Raw genomic sequence first — 16,314 nt, 5'->3', positions numbered from 1 at the left:
CCCGGGGGAGAGTCGTCGGGTACCGGGCCCCGTGGCCGCGCCCCTCGGATAACGTGAGGTTCGGGGAGAACCGTGACGTGTCGCCGGGGATCCCACACCCTGGAACCACCCGCTCCTCCTTCTCCCCCGAAAGGCGATCCATGCGGCGTTCACTCGCCTTGGCCTCTGCTGTGTGCCTCCTCGCCGTGACGGCGTGCGAGTCCTCCTCCGGGTCCTCGGAGGGAGCACCGGAGACGGTCGAGGAGCTCACCGAGGGCGGCCTGGTGGGGCTGGCCCTGGTGCACCGGGGGTTCGAGGGCGGAGACCCGGAGACCGAGCAGGTGCTGGTCTTCCACGATCCCGACACCGGGGCGCCCCTCCAGCAGATCGACCTGCCCGACGGAGCGGTGGACCCCATGGCGCCCGCGGTGCCGGTGCACAAGCGGTTCTCCGAGGACTGGCAGTACTTCGCGTTCGTCACGAACGAACCCAACGCCGTGCACCTGGCGGACCTGACCGACCCCCAGGACTCCGAGGAGGAGGGCGAGGAGTTCTCGTACCAGCCGGTCGAGAGCATCCAGGCCTCGGGGGACGAGACGCTGTCGGACCCGGTGATCCACGGGGACCGGCTCTGGTACGTCTCCGCGCAGGGCCAGGGCCAGCCGCCGCAGGTCCAGTCGGTACCGCTGGAGGCTCCGGGGGGCACCCCCAACCAGGAGGGCAGTCTGGCTCTCGGGGAGGGACAGCGGCCCAGCGACTGGACCATCACGCCGGACGGTTCCCTGCACATCCGCAACAGCGTCCCCACCCAGCAGGTCGCCGGGGGCGAGGGCAACCTCGTGGTGCGTTCGACCAACGGCACCGTCGTGAACGCCACCCTCAACACCGGTGGCGAGCAGTGGCAGACCTTCGACGACGCGCCGGTCTGGGGCGGTGAGCAGGCCCTCCTCCGACCGGACGGCGACGGGGACCTCCAGGGCGCCCACCTGCTCACGGTCGAGGGCCAGGGGTACGGGACGACCCGCCTGCTGGAGGACGCCTCCAGCCCGGTCGTGCAGTACACCCTGGCGCCCGAGCGGGACGCGATCCTGCTCCAGACCGAGGAGGCCTGGTTCCGGGTCGACCTGGAGGAGGCGGCGGTGACGGAGACCGAGGAGAAGTTCCCGCGCTACCACGACACCTCCATGGACGGCTGGCCCCTGGTGGTGCGGTGGTCCCAGGAACCGCCGCCGGACGCCCCCTCGGCGAGCCCCGGCGACTGACACGGGAGCCAGGCACACGGCTGATCCGGCCCCCGTCCCCGCCTTCTCACCGCCGATCGCACCTCTCGGGCAGTTCAGTGCCCCCCGATGCCCGCACCGGGCAGGAGTTCATCGACCTCGTCCTGCACATCCGACCGAATCGATTCTCGTAGCCAGGGACCACGACGGATCAGGTGAGGCACGAGCCCGAGGCCGGATCTCGATCGTCAGGACAATCCCACCGCCCGGATGCTCACATCGGACTCCTCCGCGACGACGACGGCTCCCGGTACGGGCACCAGCCTCGGGGCATCGGCGTTCGCGTTGATAGAGCCCTCGGTCTGGAACAACAGCGGTTCGTTCGGCGACAGATCCACCGGTACCAACCATGACTCGCCGTTCTCCCAGGAAAGGAACTCCGCGTTCACCTCACCCCGGGCCCAGACTTCGTCGGTCAGGTAGTCCAGGCGCAGCATCCCCTCTCCGGTGACCATTCCTGGATGGATGGCCGCTTCCCCGGGCCGGACGGAGCCCTCGACGTGCTCTCGGCGGGAACCGTCGAAGTTCATCACCTGGTACCGGACCTCCTCCGGATCCTGGGACTTCTCGACGTAACCGTCCCCCAGCAGAGCGACGCGCTGCCAGTCCTCGCCGTCAGAGAAGGCGGATCCGGGCAGTTCATCCCCGGTGTGGGGGTCCAACAGCCACCGCTCCCTTGCCTCGGAAGAGTTCCCGTCGTCCGATTCCAGAAGCAGCACCCGTCCGTCATCGGAGAGTGTGACCTGCGGCTGTTTCACCCTGTCGGCCGTGAAGGAGAACTCCTCCTCCCAGAGGACGTCCCCCGTTCGGGCGTCCAGCCCTACCACTGAGAGAGTCTGACCAACCCCGGCCTCCGCTTCCGCACGGGAGCTCTCCGCGAGTACGGCGCTCAGCACGATGGTGTCGGCGGTGACAACGACCTCACCCGCGTGGAACTCTTCCGCTTCTTCCGGAATGTCCTCCGCGAACTCCCACAGCGGCTCCCCGGTCTCCAGCGATGCGGCGGTCACGCGGAATCTCCCTGCCCCTGAGTGGGACAGCCGTGCGTCGTCGGTCAGGAGCGACGACCCACCGTCGCCCCCACCAGCACGAACGGGAAACTCCGCCAGCAGCTCACCGGTTCCCGTGTCCAGCACGACCACGTCGAGGTCACCTTCGTCCTCTCCCCGGTAGGCCAACACCACGGACGCCTTTCCGGGGGTGGTCGACGCCGACGCCAAGGTGCCATCAGGAATCCGGTACCGCCAGAGCTCGGCCCCTGTCGTCCCCTCCAGCCCCACGACCCCGTCAGTGAGAACCATGACGGCGCCCCCGACGCCCGCCAACACGTTCCGCAGCACGAAGCTGTCGGGGGCCTCCCACACCCAAGCGACCTCCGAGACCGCATCCACCGGGGAAAGTGCTCTGACCTCACCTGAGTAGGTCACCTGCTCATCGGACAAGAAAACCGCCGGGAGTGAACAGCCTGAAGCCACCACGGAGAGAGCCACCGCCGCGGCGGCGATCCCCACACCACAGGCACCCTTGGAACACACATCAATCCTCGTCACCTGCCGTGTCCCTCCTGCGACATCGGCGCCCCAACTCCAGAGACACATCATCCAACACACCACTTCTGTCACCACCGTGAGATCCACGGGTAAGCGGTGTGAGGTCAGTCCGACCACGGTCCATGGACCTGGGTTCTCCTCCGTCACCACCACGGCCCCAGGCACCGTAGCCAGACGAGGAGCGTCGGGAAGAGTCATCGCGCCGCCCTCGGACCTGATCCATCACTCTTTGTTCGCGGTCATGTCAACGTTCAGAACCAGAGGGCCGCCCGAGGCGTCCCAGCGTGCGAACTCGATGTTCATCGATCCACGGTCCAGGTCCGCTTCGGTCAGGAAGTCCGGCCGAAGCACCCCCTCCCCTACAAGCAGGCCCGGGTCGATGTCACCTTCGGCCGGACGCTGGTGAGTCTCCAGATTGGCTAGTTCCTCGCCGCCGAAAGACATGTGCCAGTACTCGACCGTGCCCTTGTCATGGTCAACGGCGGTCTCGACGTAGCCGTCGTCGAGCAACCCCACGCGGTGACGTTCCCGGTTCTGGTAGGCCGCGCCCTTGATCTCCTCTCCTATCTCAGGGGCGATGAGTAACTCATGCCGTTGGTTTCCGGTCCCTACCTCCAGGAAGAGCGCTTCGGCTCCGGGGGAGAGTTCGTGCTTTGCGAGTGGGGAACGACATCCCTGTCGCAGAGCCGATCGGTGCCGTTCCACCGATTCGGAGAGCCCACGTTAGCCTTCTTCGGTCTCGACGCCCCTACTTCAACTCCCACCCGACCCCCTGAGGAGCGGATATGGAACTGAACGGAATTCTGTCCGTGACGGCGCTGACCCTTCTGCTCTCGTCGTGTTCCCTGATACCCGGGGCCTGGCAGGAGAGCGAGATCGACCATGCGGTGTTCCAAGGGATCGCCGAGCCGCTGGAGGTCCCCGAGAACCTTGCCTCCATGGGGTGGGGCTGGCAAGCCCCCGAGGAAACCAACGTCGTCGCGGTGCATCCCGCCTCCTTCGGAGTGGTCGTGACCGTCTCGGACGGGGTCGTCGCCCTGCGGGGCGACACCGGAGAGGAACTCTGGCGGTACAGACGTGTGGGCGAGGCGGTGACGGACGCCAACGTCACGACGAGCGGAGAACGCGTGGCGCTCGCCTACCCCGTCGACGCGGAAGACGAAGCCGCAGTGGCATCGCACGACGTCGTCCTCCTCGACTCTTCCACGGGCAAGAAGCTCGGCTCCCACACGGAGGACTTCACCGCTGAGGCGGCCCTACCCGGGAACGTCACGACGCTGTCCCCCATGCCGGAACACCTGGGCCTGCTCTCCGACTCGTCCCGAATCGTCTATCGCAAGTTGGACGGCCAGAGAACCGGGGTGTACTCACTCGATCTGGAAACCGGCGACGAAATGTGGAGCCTCACGGACCTCCACGGAGAAGGCCAGGAAGGGCGGGACTTCCACCCCAAGGGAGTGGTCGCCTCAGGCGACACGATCATCCTTTCGGGCAACTTCATGGACGAAGACATCGAATCTCTTCCCGAAACCTCGGAAAAGCAGGAGCACACGGTCGTTCTCCTGGGACTCGACGCCGACTCAGGCGAGGAGCTCTGGCGCCACGAACTCGACAGGAACGCCCCCCTCGATCTCCACCCGGTCAGATTGGGCGTTCAACCGACGTCAGGTGCGGTGATCGCTGAGGCCCGCGGCGTGGATGAATGGATACTCGACCCCGGCACAGGGGAACGCCTGACCGAGGAGAAATTCTTCTCAGGGCGAGAGGGCAATGTCATCGGCGCTCTGGAGAACACAGTGGTGACTGAGTTCTCGCTGGTGGATGACGACGAGTTCGAGTACTCGTACACCGACTTCTCCGGGGACACCCACACGACCATCCGCGCCTCCGCCCCGTCGGAGCGCATGTCTCGTGCGTTCGTCCTGCCCCTCAAGGAGGCGGCCGTCTGGCTCGACGTGAGCCAGACCAACACTTCCTTGGACCCCGAAGAAGCCGCCTGGGACGAGGCACGCCTGGTGATTGATGAGGACGGCGAGTCCCGTGTCATCGACCTCGGTGTCCGGGTCGAACGCGACTACGCCCAAGACGGGAGCGAAGCTCAGCGCTCTTCGCTCCCCAGTCCGCCCGACATGACCGTGACCCCGGGCGCGCTGGTGGTGCAGGAGAAGGTCCCGGGAGGCCCGCGCCGCCTTGTGGGCGCGGTCCCGTAGCGACAGGGCAGCTTCACAGCACCGCCGCCCGGGTCGGGGAGCGAGTGGTCCAGGGGGCCGGGAAGCGTTCCTCTCCTGACGTTGCGCTGGCACTGGCCGGTGTCTGTCACCGTTTCAGTCGGCCGCGCACGACGTGGACGCCCCCTCGGAGAGCCCCGGCGACTGACACACCACGGGGAGCTTCCTTACGTTCTCAGGGTGCCCCATATAGCGTGAAATCCCGCGACCCCAGGGAGAGGACACCTCGAATGCCCAGGAAAAGGAACCAGCGCGGCACCATGGCCGCGCTCACCTCGCTGCTCGACAACACCCGCGCCGTGGCCGGGTCCGCCACGGCCTTCGGCGCCCCGGTGAGTTCGGGCGCGACCACGCTGGTCCCCGTCGCCAGGGTCAGCACCCTGAGCACCATGGGCGGCGGCACCGGGAACCTCCCGTTCTTCGGCGGTGACGGCGCCGGGGGCGTGGGCTTCACACGGGTCCGCCCGTCGGGATACCTGGTGGTGGGCCCCGACGGCGCCGGCTACCGGCCCATCCGCCAGCCGGCCACCGCTCTGGCCATCCCCCTGGCCGTGATCACCGCCGTCGCGGTCACCCGCATCGTCTCGGTGTCGGTCAGGGAGGCCCGCCGCCGAAAGATGGTGGAGGCCCTCCACACCCGGCAGGAGTGCGACCCTGAGCGCTGAGCGGTCACTTTCCGTGGTGTGACGTGGGCCGTTTCGCTTCCGGGCGGACTCCGTTAGCCTCGGCGGGTCGCGGCCGCACGGTTGTTCGGAGGGCGTTCCTTGTCCGGGGTCATCGTCGGGTTCGGGGTCATCGCCAGCATTGTCGTCATCGGCTACATGCTCGGGCGCATACCCCTGCTCGGTCCGGGGGCCAGGGAGGTCCTCAGCAAGCTGGCGTTCTTCGTCGCCAGCCCCGCTCTGCTGTTCACGATCCTGGCCCGGACGGACCTGTCCATCCTGGTGTCCGGCCCGGTCCTGGTGAGCGTGCTCAGCGTGGTCATCGTGGCCCTGGCCTTCCTCGTGGTGGGGCTGGTCCGCCGCTGGGGCGTCGGCCGCACCACCGTGGGCGTGCTGGGCGCCTCCTACGTGAACGCGGGCAACCTGGGCATCCCGATCTCCGTGTACGTGCTCGGGGACGCCTCCCTGGTCGCCCCGATCCTCCTGTTCCAGCTGCTGGTGCTGGCCCCCGTCTCACTGACCGTGCTGGACCTGGCCAACGGGAACGTGCGGGGTTTCTGGCCGGTCCTCCGCCGCTCCCTGGGCACCCCCGTGCGCAACCCGGTGGTGATCGCCTCCATCGCCGGGGTCGCGCTCTCCGCCTCCGGCTGGGTCCCGCCCGCTCCCCTGATGGAGCCGTTCGAGCTGATCGGCGGCATGGCGGTCCCGGCGATGCTCCTGGCCTTCGGGATCTCCCTGCACGGCAGCTCCCTGCCGGGCCGAGCCGGACCCGACCAGGTGCCCGTGCTGCTGGCCGTCATCCTGAAGTCGGTCGGGCTTCCGCTGACCGCCTGGGCGCTGGGAGCCCTGGTGTTCGGGCTGGAGGGCGCCGCCCTGTTCTCGGTGGTGGTCCTCGCGGCCCTGCCGACGGCGCAGAACGTGTTCAACTACGCCACCCTGTACCGGACCGGTGAGACCCTCACGCGTGAGGTGATCCTGTTGACCACCTTCCTCACGGTGCCGGTGCTGTTCGCCGTCACCTTCCTGCTGGGCTGAGCCCCCTCCGGGGGCACGCCAACACTCTCCAGAACTCGACCAACGCTGTGTTGGTTTTTGTCGGTTCGGGGTTTCTTGAGCGCCGTACTACAGCTGGCCGTACCCCGAGGAGGGTCACGGGCTCCAGTGCCTCCGAAGCGCCGGGTTCCTAGCGTTGACGGAGACATCGGAACGCCCCATTGGAGCCCCAGTTGCCCGCCCTTCGCTCCCTCGCCGCCCCTCTCGGCCTCGCCCTGGCCGCCGTCCTGGCCCTCCCCGCCGCCGCGGGCGCCGCGCCCGTGGCGGCCCCACCCCCCTCCCTCGAACTCACCGAGGAGGCCGCCAGGGAGTTCGTCGACCAACGCGTCCCCGAGCTGCTGGCAGAACACGGCGCACCCGGTGTGGTGGTGTCGGTCGTCGGGGACGGCGCTCCCCTGGCCTCCGCCGCGCACGGGGTGGCCGACCTCGCCGCCGAGACCCCCCTGGACCCGCTGGCTGGTCTGCCCACCGCCTCCGTCGCCAAGTCCTTCACCGCCCTGGCCGTCCTCCAGCTCGTCGAGCGGGGCGAGGTGGACCCGCACGAGGACGTCAACACCTACCTGCCCGAGGACCTGCGGGTCCCGGACACCCACGACGAGCCCGTGACCCTCCACCACCTGCTCACGCACAGCGCCGGGTTCGACGAGCGCACCGAGATGGACGACCCGGAGGACCCCGCGAGCCAGCGCGGTCTGGAGGAGTTCCTGCGGGACAACACCCCCGAGCGGCTGTTCCCGCCCGGCCGGTTCACGGCCTACTCCAACTACGGGACCGGGCTGGCCGGGTTCGTGGTCCAGGAGGTGAGCGGCGTGCCGTTCGAGGAGTACGTGGAACGGAACGTGTTCGCCCCGCTGGGTATGGACGACACCCGGTTCCGCCAACTCCACGAGGAGGACGGCCTCGTCACCGCCCACCGGTCGGACGGCTCCCCGGTCCCCTACCCCCACATCCCGCTGCCTCCGGCCGGGGCCGCGGTGACCACCGGCGACGACATGGCCCGGTTCATGCTGGCGCTGCTCGGCGGCGGTGAACTGGACGGCGAACGCGTGCTCGGTTCGGAGTGGACCGACGCCATGCTGGACCGGCGGTTCGAGGTCCACCCGGAGGCCACCGCCATGGGCTACGGGACCTACGAGTTCCGGACCGGCCCGCCCCGGGCCGTGGGCCACGGCGGCGACCTGGACGGCGTCCACACCGGCTACGTGCTCGTGCCCGAGATCGGCGCCGGGGTGTTCGTGGCCGTCAACGGCGACGACTCCGGACCCGACGCGGGGGCCGACCCCCTCCGGGACCTGCGCTTCGCCGTTCTGAACGGCTTCGTCGACGCGTTCGCCCCCGCCGAGGACACGGACGGAACGGGCGCCGGGAACACCGACGCGACCCCGGCGAGCGCCTACACCGGCGGCTACGTGACCACGCGGCGCCCCGGTTCGGGGAGCGGGCGGATCGTCACGCTGTTCGACAACGTCACCGTGCGGGACGCGGGCGACGGGGCCCTGAACGTACGCGGAGGCCTGGTCCCGGACGACCGCTGGGTCCCCGTGGGCTACGACGTGTTCGAGGCCGAGGAGACCGGGGAGCGACTGGCGTTCGTCATGGAGGACGGCGAGGCCGTCGCCGTGTACCTGGACGCCAATCCCACCAGCGGCTACGACCGGGTTCCCGTGTGGGGCACCCCCGGCGTGCACCTAGTGACCGTCGCCGTCTCCCTGCTGCTCCTACTGAGCGGGGCCGTCCGTCTCCGCCGCCCGGGAGGGGCCGCGCGGACCGCAGCCGCCGTGTCGTCCGGGCTCACCGCCCTGGCCTGTCTGGCCGGTGTGGGGCTGGTCGTCTACGCGGTCCTGGACCTCAACCGGCTCCAGGAGTGGCTGCTCGGCGGCTCGGCCGCGCTCTCCCTCCCGCTGGGTCTGGCCGTCCCGCTCGCCGTGGTCACCGCGGGGTTCGCGGTCACCGCCTGGGTGCGCGGCTGGTGGGGGCCGGTCCGCCGGGTCCACTACTCGCTGCTGCCGGTGGCCGCCTTGGCCGTCGTCGCCGTGGGCGCCCAGTACGGCCTGGTCTGGCCTTTCGCCTGAGAACCGCCGCGGTTCCGGAAAAAGCGGGGGTCAAGGGTTGGTCACGCCCCCGTCGCGGGAACACCTCTCAGTAGGGCCCGCCCCCACCCCCTTGGGGGCGGGCCCGACCAACACGTCGGGGCCGGTGCGGCCGGGGTCTCCCCCGGCCGCACCGGCCCCTCGTCTTCGGCTACCCCCAGGCCAGGGCGGTCAGCTCCGGGTCCTCCAGCGCGGTGCCGACGTCGCGCAGCACCTTGGAGCCCAGTTCACCGTCGACCAGACGGTGGTCGAAGGAGAGCGACAGGGTCGTCACCTTCCGGATCTTCAATTCGCCCTTGTGGACCCACGGCATGTCGCGGATCTGCCCGAAGGCGAGGATGGCGGCCTCACCCGGGTTGATGATCGGCGTACCGGCGTCCACACCGAACACACCGACGTTGGTGATGGTGATGGTCCCACCGGACATGTCGGCCGGGGTCGTCTTGCCCGACCGCGCCGTGTCGGTGAGGGCCTTCAGGGACGCCGCCAGCTCCGGAAGGGACTGGGAGTCGGCGTCCTTGATGTTGGGTACCACCAGACCGCGTTCGGTGGCCGCGGCGATCCCCAGGTTCACGTAGTTCTTGACCACGATCTCCTGGGCCTCCTCGTCCCAGGAGGAGTTGACCTCCGGGTGGCGGCGTACCGCCATGAGCAGGGCCTTGGCCACCAGCAGGAGCGGGGACACCCGGACGTCGGCGAAGTCGCGGCGCTCGCGCAGCCGGGACACCGCCTTCATCGTCCTGGTGACGTCCACCTGGAGGAACTCGGTGACGTGCGGCGCGGTGAACGCGCTGTTCACCATGGCGGCGGCGGTGTGCTTGCGCACGCCCTTGATCGGGACGCGCCGCTCACGGGCGGTGCGGTCCACCGTGGGCGCGGCCGAGGTCTCCGCGGCCGTCTCGGCGGCGACCGGAGCGGGCGCTGCCGCCGCACCGCCACCGACGGCGGCGTGCACGTCCTCGCGGGTCACGATCCCGTCCCTGCCGCTGGGCGCGACCGTGCTGAGGTCCACCCCGAGGTCCTTGGCCAGCTTGCGGACCGGGGGCTTGGCCAGCGGACGTCCGGGCGCGGGCGCGACCGCGACCGCCGGGGCGGGCTCGGCGGGCCTGGGCACGGGCGGGGACACCGGGCCGGACGGGGTGGGACGGCGGCGGGCGCGGCGCTGTGTGGCGGCGGCCTTCTCGCCGTAGCCCACGAGCGGCTTCTCCCGGACCTCCTCGGGCTCCTCGGCCTTCTCTGGCTCCGGCGCCTCGGAGGTGTCCGGGGCGGCGGCACCGGAACCGCCGGTGCCGTCGTCCACGGTGATGATCACCGAGCCGACCTCCACCGTCTCGCCCTCGGCCGCCAGCAGCTCCCGGACCGTCCCGGAGAACGGGCAGGGGAGCTCCACGACCGCCTTGGCGGTCTCGATCTCACAGATCATCTGGCCGTCGGCCACGGTGTCGCCCGGCTTGACGTACCAGGTGAGGAGCTCGGCCTCGACCAGGCCCTCACCGACGTCGGGCAGTTTGAACGCGTGCACGCCGTCGACCGCGGGCGTGCTCTTCTGAATCGCCATGTCTTGCGGTATCCCCGATCTAGTACGCGAACGCCCGGTCAACGCCGTCCAGGACGCGGTCCAGGTCCGGCAGGTAGTGCTCCTCCAGCCTGGACTGCGGGTAGGGCGTGTCGAACGCGGCCACGCGGATGACCGGCGACTCCAGGTGGTAGAAGCACTCCTCCGTGACCCGGGCGGCGATCTCCGCGCCGGGGCCGCCGGTGAGGGTGGCCTCGTGCGCCACGACCAGGCGGCCGGTGCGCTTCACCGACTCGGTGATGGTCGGGTAGTCGACCGGAGCCAGCGAGCGCACGTCGATGACCTCGATGGAGTGGTCGGTGTCGGCCTCGGCGGCCTGGAGGGCCGTCTTGACCATCGGGCCGTAGGCCAGCAGCGTGCAGTCGGTGCCGCGTCGGGCGACGCGTGCCGACCCCAGCGGGGTGACCTCGGAGAGGGACGCCTCCGTGTCGACCTCGGCCTTCTCGTAGTAGCGCCGCTTGGGCTCCAGGAAGATGACCGGGTCGTCGGAGCGGATGGCCTGCTGGATCATCCAGTAGGCGTCCTCAGGGTTGGCCACGCTGACCACGCGCAGACCGGCGGTGTGCTGGAAGTAGGCCTCGGGGGACTCGCTGTGGTGCTCCACCGCGCCGATGCCGCCGCCGTAGGGGATGCGCATGACGACGGGGACGCTGAGCGTGCCCGCCGAGCGTCGGCGCATCTTGGCGAGCTGGGTGAAGGTCTGGTTGGCGGCGGGGAAGAAGAAGCCGTCGAACTGGATCTCCACCACGGGCCGGTAGCCGCGCATGGCCATGCCGATGGCGGTGCCGACGATTCCGGACTCGGCCAGCGGGGTGTCGATGACCCGGTCGGCGCCGAAGTCCTTGTGCAGGCCGTCGGTGACCCGGAAGACACCGCCGAGCCTGCCGACGTCCTCGCCCATCATGAGGACCTTGGGGTCGTGCTCCATGGCGGCGCGCAGGCCCGCGTTGATGGCCTTGCCGATCGTGAGGTTGGTACCCATGGCCTAACGGCCCCCTTCCGCGCCTGCGCCCTCGAAGGAGGACAGGTAGTCGGCGAACTCGGACCGCTGCTGGTCGATGTGGACGTTGGGCTCGGCGTAGACCTCGTGGAAGATGTCCAGCGGCTCGGGGTCGGGCATGGAGCGGCACTGGGTCCGCACCTGCTCGCCGACCCGGTCGGACTCCTCGTCCACGGCGGTGAAGAACGCCTCGTCCGCGAGGTCGTTGAGCTCCAGGTAGCGGCGCACGCGCAGGATCGGGTCCTTGGCCTTCCACTCGTCGAGCTCGGCCTTGTCCCGGTAGCGGGTGGGGTCGTCGTTGGTGGTGTGGGCGCCCATCCGGTAGGTGAACGCCTCGACCAGTGTGGGGCCGTTCCCGGTCCGCGCGTTGTCCAGGGCGGCGCGGGTGACCGCGAGGCAGGCGAGGACGTCGTTGCCGTCCACGCGGACGCCCGGGAAGCCGAAGCCCGCCGCGCGCCGGTAGATCGGCACGCGGGACTGGCGCTCCAGCGGCTCGGAGATGGCCCACTGGTTGTTCTGGCAGAAGAAGACCACGGGGGCGTTGTTCACCGAGGCGAAGTTGAACGCCTCGTTGGTGTCGCCCTGGCTGGTGGCTCCGTCACCGAAGTAGGAGATGACGGCGGTGCCGTCCTCACCGACGGCGCCGTCGCGCTGGACGCCCATGGCGTAGCCGGTGGCGTGCAGCGCCTGGCTGCCGATGACGATCGTGTAGAGGTGGAAGCCGTGCTCGTGCGGGTCCCAGCCACCGTTGGTGACCCCTCGGAACATGCCGAGGAGTTCCTTGGGCTCGATCCCGCGGCACCAGGCGACGCCGTGCTCGCGGTAGGAGGGGAAGGCCATGTCGCGGTCGCGGAGTGCGCGTCCGGAGCCGATCTGCGCGGCTTCCTGGCCCAGGAGCGAGGCCCACAGGCCCAGTTCGCCTTGGCGCTGGAGGGAGACCGCCTCACTGTCGACCCGTCGGACCAGGACGAGGTCTCGGTAGAGCGCGCGGATCTCCTCCGCGCTGATGTCCAGGGGGTAGTCGGGGTGCTCGGTCAGCTCCCCTTCCGGTGTCAGGAGCTGAATGAGCTCCGGTTCCTCGTGCGCGGCGATGTGCGACACGTCGCTCCTCGGGTTCTCGGGGCCGACTTCGCGTGGGTGAACGCTGATCGGCCGGATCACGGTCCGTCCACCCGGGGTGTTGGGTGGGTGCGGACGGCCCTCCCCATATCGTGACAGAACTCACTATGGAGAGCGCAAGCCCCCAGCGACACCTTTTCCCCTGCCCGACCCATGATCCCGAACCCTGGCGACAGCGCAACTACCAGGGCTTCCTAGCTTTTACAAGGTCTTCCAACTACTTTGTGGCAACTTGTCCGCAACCGGCCGAACGCCGCTGGTCCGGGGCCCGACCCCGGCCGCGAGGGATGACACCTGTCATACGGGCGGCCGTGTGATTCGCAGCGAAATCGCGTGATTCCGGAGACTGCCGCGTGAGGGGCGGCCGGACCTAGGTTCGAACCATGCACCCCGAAGACGACCACGCACCGCCGCACCCCGCCCCGGCACACCACCCCGCCGCGCCCCAGGGGCCCGCCGTGCCTCCCGGAAACCCTCCGGGACCGGCTCCGCGGCGGCGTCGCGGCCCTCGTCCGGTTCCCCCGGGGCGGGAGTACCACCGGGTTCTGGCCACCGAGAAGCGTCAGATCTGGCGGGGGATCGCCGCGCTCGCGCTCCTCATGGGCGGGATGCTGGTCTTCTCGTTCGGGTTCGCGATCCTGGGCATGGTCGTCGACCTGCTGCTCGGTCGGGACAGCCTGATGACCGGCGGCGACGAGTACACGCCGGTGCTCCACGGCGCGACCCTGCTCGGCCTCGCCCTGCTCATCCCGTGGAGCATGCTGATCCAGCGGTGGCTCTACGGCGTGCGCGGCGCCTCGCTGCACTCCGTGCTGTCGCTCTTCCGCATGGAGGTCTTCGGCCGGGCACTCCTGGTGATCCTGCCGCTCTGGACGCTCTACATGGCCGTCTTCACCGTGGTGGGTCCGTCCGTCCCCGAGGCGGACTGGGCGTTCCGGGACATCGTCGCGATCTTCGCCCTCACCCTGCTGCTGGCGCCGCTCCAGTCGGCCGGTGAGGAGTACGGGTTCCGCGGTCTGGCCTTCCGGGTGGCCGCGAGCTGGGGCCGGGGGCCGCGTACGGCGCTGGCGCTGGGCGTCGTGGTGTCGAGCCTGCTGTTCACGTCGGCGCACCTCGCGCTCGACCCGTGGCTCAACCTGTACTACTTCACGATGGGCGTGGCCCTGAGCCTGATCACGTGGCGCACGGGCGGCCTGGAGATCGCGGTGGTCATCCACGCGGTGAACAACACGGTCGCCTTCCTGCTCTCCACCGTCCTGCGCAGCGACTTCGCCGAGGGGTTCGACCGCTCCACGGGGGCCGGCTCGGCGGCGATGCTGGTTCCGTGCGTGCTGCTGGTGGCGATCACGGCCGTGGTCTGGTTCCGCACCAGGCGGACGGGGCCGGAGCTGACCCCGGCGGAGCACCCCCGGGGCGCGGACGGCCGGGCGCCGGATGCGTCAGGAACGGCGGGGGTCGGGGAATCCGGCCGGGCGGCGGATAACGGCCCCTGGGGCCCCTGAACCGCACCTGGTTCCGAACACGGAGAATGCACCGGTGCCGACTCCGGGTCGCTGCCGGTGCGTTTTCCGTCAGAAGTCCGGTGAGTGGCCGAAGGCGGACGGTCCCACCCGTTCCCGCGCTTCGCCCGGGGCCCTTCCGATTTCACCGGGAGCACTTGGCGGCGCGTGCTCGGGCGCCATTGGCGGGCCGCCGAACGGCCCCCGGCGGCACGGCCTCCGGGCGCTTTCGGGACCCCGTTCCGGCCACGGGCGCGGCCGGTCACTCCGACGCGGTCCGCGCCTCCTGGGCGGGGACCCGCATTCCGCGCTCGCGGCCGTAGTCGGCGAGCATCTCGCGGAGCTGGCGCCGTGCCCGGTGCAGGCGGGACATCACCGTGCCCAGGGGTGTGCCCATGCGCGCGGCGACCTCCTTGTAGGCGTACCCCTCGATGTCCACGAGGTAGATGACCTCCTGGAACTCCTCGGGGAGCCGGGCCAGGGCCTGCTTGATGTCGGAGTCGGGCAGGTGGTCCAGGACCTCAGTCTCGGCCGAGCGCATCCCCGACGAGGTGTGCGTCTCGGCGGCGGCCAGCTGCCAGTCCTTGATCTCGTCAGTGGTCTCCTGGCGCGGTTCCCGCTGCTTCTTGCGATAGCTGTTGATAAAGGTGTTGGTCAGGATCCGGTAAAGCCAGGCCCTCAGGTTGGTTCCGGCACGGAACTGGTGGAAATTGGCGAAGGCCTTGGCGAACGTCTCCTGGACCAGGTCCTCGGCGTCGGCCGGATTGCGCGTCATGCGCAGGGCCGTCGGGTACAGCTGGTCGGCGAACGGTGTCACCGCGGTGGCGAAGTCCAGTGTCTGCGCCTCGTCACGGGCCCCACCGGTCGTGGAGATCTGATCCTTTTCGAGAGTCGTCAAGATTCCCCCTCGGGACGACCGAATGATCACTTCCACCCTGTAAGACGCCGCCACACACTCCCAATGATGACATCAATTGAGGTGATACGGGTCACGAACGAGTCGAAACCATCACCTGTCCCGGCAAGGACGCGGCAAAGGCCCCGCGTGGCTCCTGGCCAGGACCCGTGCGCGCCCCCGGGTGTCATACGCTGGCGACGCCCGCCAGGCGCGTCCGGACGAGGCGCCCTACAGAACGGCGGACCAGTGGCATACCCATTTTTCCTGTGGAGGACCTGTGGCCCGCGTCGTGGTTGACGTCATGCTCAAGCCCGAGATCCTGGACCCGCAGGGCCAGGCCATCGCCGGCGCCTGCCCCCGCCTCGGATTCGAGGGGATCGAACAGGTCCGCCAGGGCAAGCGTTTCGAGGTCGAGGTCGAGGGCGAGGTGGACGAGGCGAAGCTCGCCGACGTGCGCCGCCTGGCCGAGACCCTGCTCGCCAACACCGTGATCGAGGACTTCGAGGTCCGCCCCGCCTGATCCGGTTTTCCCACGGGCACCGGAGGCCACGGGGTGGGAGCGGCACCCGGCCGCGAATCGGTCGTCGCCAACCGCGCCCCCAGCTCCCCCGAGTGTCGGAAGTGTCCCGGATGTTCAGCCGCGTCCCTTCGAGGGCGCGGCTGTTCGTTTTACCCGTGGCGGCCTCGGGAAGGGTTCCTAACGTGCCGAGCTGGTAACCGACACGGAGCACGAGAGGTACACGGATGGACACCGTTTTCTCGATCTCCCTCCCCAGGCAGGCGTACACGGTCGCCGTCGTACGCGACGTCCTCGGCGCGCTGCTTCGCCGTTCGGGCCTGTGCGCCGGGTGTGTCGACGACATACTCCTGGCCGCCTCCGAGGCCTGTTCCAACGCCGTCGAACACGGGGAGACATCCCCCGACTACGAGGTGGGCGTCGAGCTCGCCGCGAACTGGTGCGAACTCCAGATCTCCCAGACCGGGAGGGCCCCCGAGACGGGGTCACTCGTCCGGAGATTCGCCTCGGATCACACGCCCCTCCCGGGTCTGACGTCAGAATCGGGCAGGGGCATCTCTCTGATGCGGTACCTCATGGACGAGGTCGCCCTGCGTCCCGAACCACACACCACCGTCATCCTGCGCAAACGCGTCACGACCTGCGACCCCGCCCATCGGGGGGCCTCGGAACGGGGCCAGCCGTCGACGCGGTTCGCGCTCCTGTAGACCGCCCCCGGACCCGGGCGTCCGCCCGTCCCCGCGCACCGTCCGCGCGGGGGTGCGGCCTGTGTGGTCCCGGTCGTCCCCGGTCAGTGACGTACGCCTCGCGAACTGTCGGGTCGCACACCCGCACCCCCTCCAGACGGGCCTTCCTTGGGAGGA

The 16,314-nt window shown here is 69.7% G+C and carries 14 protein-coding genes; 8 read left to right on the top strand and 6 right to left on the bottom strand.

Features of this window, described 5'->3' with window-relative positions; translation table 11 throughout:
• Positions 1-140 precede the first annotated feature (140 nt).
• Positions 141-1,241 carry a hypothetical protein gene (locus AC0VYL_RS01345; RefSeq protein WP_475482073.1) on the top strand — a complete coding sequence of 367 codons (1,101 nt, stop codon included), beginning with the start codon at positions 141-143 and terminating at the stop codon, positions 1,239-1,241.
• A 206-nt stretch (positions 1,242-1,447) separates the two neighbouring features.
• On the opposite strand, the gene AC0VYL_RS01340 is transcribed toward AC0VYL_RS01345, so the two are convergent.
• Together AC0VYL_RS01340 and AC0VYL_RS01335 are read right to left on the bottom strand one after the other, a co-directional pair.
• Positions 1,448-2,809, bottom strand: coding sequence for an outer membrane protein assembly factor BamB family protein (locus tag AC0VYL_RS01340; RefSeq protein WP_475482072.1), 1,362 nt, complete (start codon positions 2,807-2,809; stop codon positions 1,448-1,450).
• 222 nt (positions 2,810-3,031) lie between these two features.
• Positions 3,032-3,325 (bottom strand): hypothetical protein, encoded by a 294-nt coding sequence (locus AC0VYL_RS01335; RefSeq protein ID WP_475482071.1) that lies wholly within the window; start codon positions 3,323-3,325, stop codon positions 3,032-3,034.
• A gap of 269 nt (positions 3,326-3,594) precedes the next feature.
• On the opposite strand from AC0VYL_RS01335, the gene AC0VYL_RS01330 reads away from it, so the two are divergent.
• The 4 genes from AC0VYL_RS01330 (at position 3,595) to AC0VYL_RS01315 (ending at position 8,824) form a co-directional block, all read left to right on the top strand.
• The gene (locus tag AC0VYL_RS01330; RefSeq protein ID WP_475482070.1) at positions 3,595-5,019 is read left to right on the top strand and encodes an outer membrane protein assembly factor BamB family protein; all 1,425 of its coding nucleotides are present in this window, start codon (positions 3,595-3,597) and stop codon (positions 5,017-5,019) included.
• A gap of 248 nt (positions 5,020-5,267) precedes the next feature.
• Positions 5,268-5,702, top strand: coding sequence for a hypothetical protein (locus AC0VYL_RS01325; protein WP_475482069.1), 435 nt, complete (start codon positions 5,268-5,270; stop codon positions 5,700-5,702).
• A 99-nt stretch (positions 5,703-5,801) separates the two neighbouring features.
• On the top strand, positions 5,802-6,734 hold the full coding sequence (locus AC0VYL_RS01320) for an AEC family transporter (protein ID WP_475458238.1): 933 nt from the start codon (positions 5,802-5,804) through the stop codon (positions 6,732-6,734).
• 191 nt (positions 6,735-6,925) lie between these two features.
• Positions 6,926-8,824 (top strand): serine hydrolase domain-containing protein, encoded by a 1,899-nt coding sequence (locus AC0VYL_RS01315; RefSeq protein ID WP_475482068.1) that lies wholly within the window; start codon positions 6,926-6,928, stop codon positions 8,822-8,824.
• A gap of 169 nt (positions 8,825-8,993) precedes the next feature.
• On the opposite strand, the gene AC0VYL_RS01310 is transcribed toward AC0VYL_RS01315, so the two are convergent.
• From AC0VYL_RS01310 to pdhA, 3 genes are read right to left on the bottom strand one after another with little or no spacing between them, the layout of a single operon-like run.
• Entirely contained in the window at positions 8,994-10,400 is a 1,407-nt protein-coding gene (locus AC0VYL_RS01310; RefSeq protein WP_475482067.1) for a dihydrolipoamide acetyltransferase family protein, read from the bottom strand.
• A gap of 19 nt (positions 10,401-10,419) precedes the next feature.
• The gene (locus AC0VYL_RS01305) at positions 10,420-11,400 is read right to left on the bottom strand and encodes an alpha-ketoacid dehydrogenase subunit beta (RefSeq protein WP_475482066.1); all 981 of its coding nucleotides are present in this window, start codon (positions 11,398-11,400) and stop codon (positions 10,420-10,422) included.
• 3 nt (positions 11,401-11,403) lie between these two features.
• Entirely contained in the window at positions 11,404-12,519 is a 1,116-nt protein-coding gene (pdhA, locus tag AC0VYL_RS01300; protein WP_475458229.1) for a pyruvate dehydrogenase (acetyl-transferring) E1 component subunit alpha, read from the bottom strand.
• Between the two features lie 401 nt (positions 12,520-12,920).
• Here pdhA and AC0VYL_RS01295 point away from each other — a divergent pair, with 401 nt between their 5' ends.
• A complete protein-coding gene (locus AC0VYL_RS01295) occupies positions 12,921-14,039 on the top strand; it encodes a lysostaphin resistance A-like protein (protein WP_475458227.1) in 1,119 nt (372 codons plus the stop codon).
• Between the two features lie 259 nt (positions 14,040-14,298).
• On the opposite strand, the gene AC0VYL_RS01290 is transcribed toward AC0VYL_RS01295, so the two are convergent.
• The gene (locus AC0VYL_RS01290; RefSeq protein ID WP_378747235.1) at positions 14,299-14,934 is read right to left on the bottom strand and encodes a sigma-70 family RNA polymerase sigma factor; all 636 of its coding nucleotides are present in this window, start codon (positions 14,932-14,934) and stop codon (positions 14,299-14,301) included.
• A 277-nt stretch (positions 14,935-15,211) separates the two neighbouring features.
• Between AC0VYL_RS01290 and purS the strand changes: the two genes are divergently transcribed.
• A complete protein-coding gene (gene purS, locus AC0VYL_RS01285; protein ID WP_017546939.1) occupies positions 15,212-15,454 on the top strand; it encodes a phosphoribosylformylglycinamidine synthase subunit PurS in 243 nt (80 codons plus the stop codon).
• 224 nt (positions 15,455-15,678) lie between these two features.
• On the top strand, positions 15,679-16,158 hold the full coding sequence (locus tag AC0VYL_RS01280) for an ATP-binding protein (RefSeq protein WP_475458225.1): 480 nt from the start codon (positions 15,679-15,681) through the stop codon (positions 16,156-16,158).
• The last annotated feature ends 156 nt before the right edge of the window (positions 16,159-16,314 follow it).

The organism is Nocardiopsis sp. iso_238 (genome assembly GCF_056173325.1).
Note: the sequence above shows the minus strand (reverse complement) of the source record. Positions and strands in the feature narration are given on the sequence as shown.

Excerpts from the sequence above, each read along its gene's own strand:
- AC0VYL_RS01305 (WP_475482066.1), bottom strand. The coding sequence starts at position 11,400 with ATGGGTACCAACCTCACGATCGGCAAGGCCATCAACGCGGGCCTGCGC.
- AC0VYL_RS01345 (WP_475482073.1), top strand. The coding sequence starts at position 141 with ATGCGGCGTTCACTCGCCTTGGCCTCTGCTGTGTGCCTCCTCGCCGTG.
- AC0VYL_RS01310 (WP_475482067.1), bottom strand. The coding sequence starts at position 10,400 with ATGGCGATTCAGAAGAGCACGCCCGCGGTCGACGGCGTGCACGCGTTC.
- AC0VYL_RS01295 (WP_475458227.1), top strand. The coding sequence starts at position 12,921 with ATGCACCCCGAAGACGACCACGCACCGCCGCACCCCGCCCCGGCACAC.
- AC0VYL_RS01325 (WP_475482069.1), top strand. The coding sequence starts at position 5,268 with ATGCCCAGGAAAAGGAACCAGCGCGGCACCATGGCCGCGCTCACCTCG.
- AC0VYL_RS01280 (WP_475458225.1), top strand. The coding sequence starts at position 15,679 with ATGGACACCGTTTTCTCGATCTCCCTCCCCAGGCAGGCGTACACGGTC.
- AC0VYL_RS01330 (WP_475482070.1), top strand. The coding sequence starts at position 3,595 with ATGGAACTGAACGGAATTCTGTCCGTGACGGCGCTGACCCTTCTGCTC.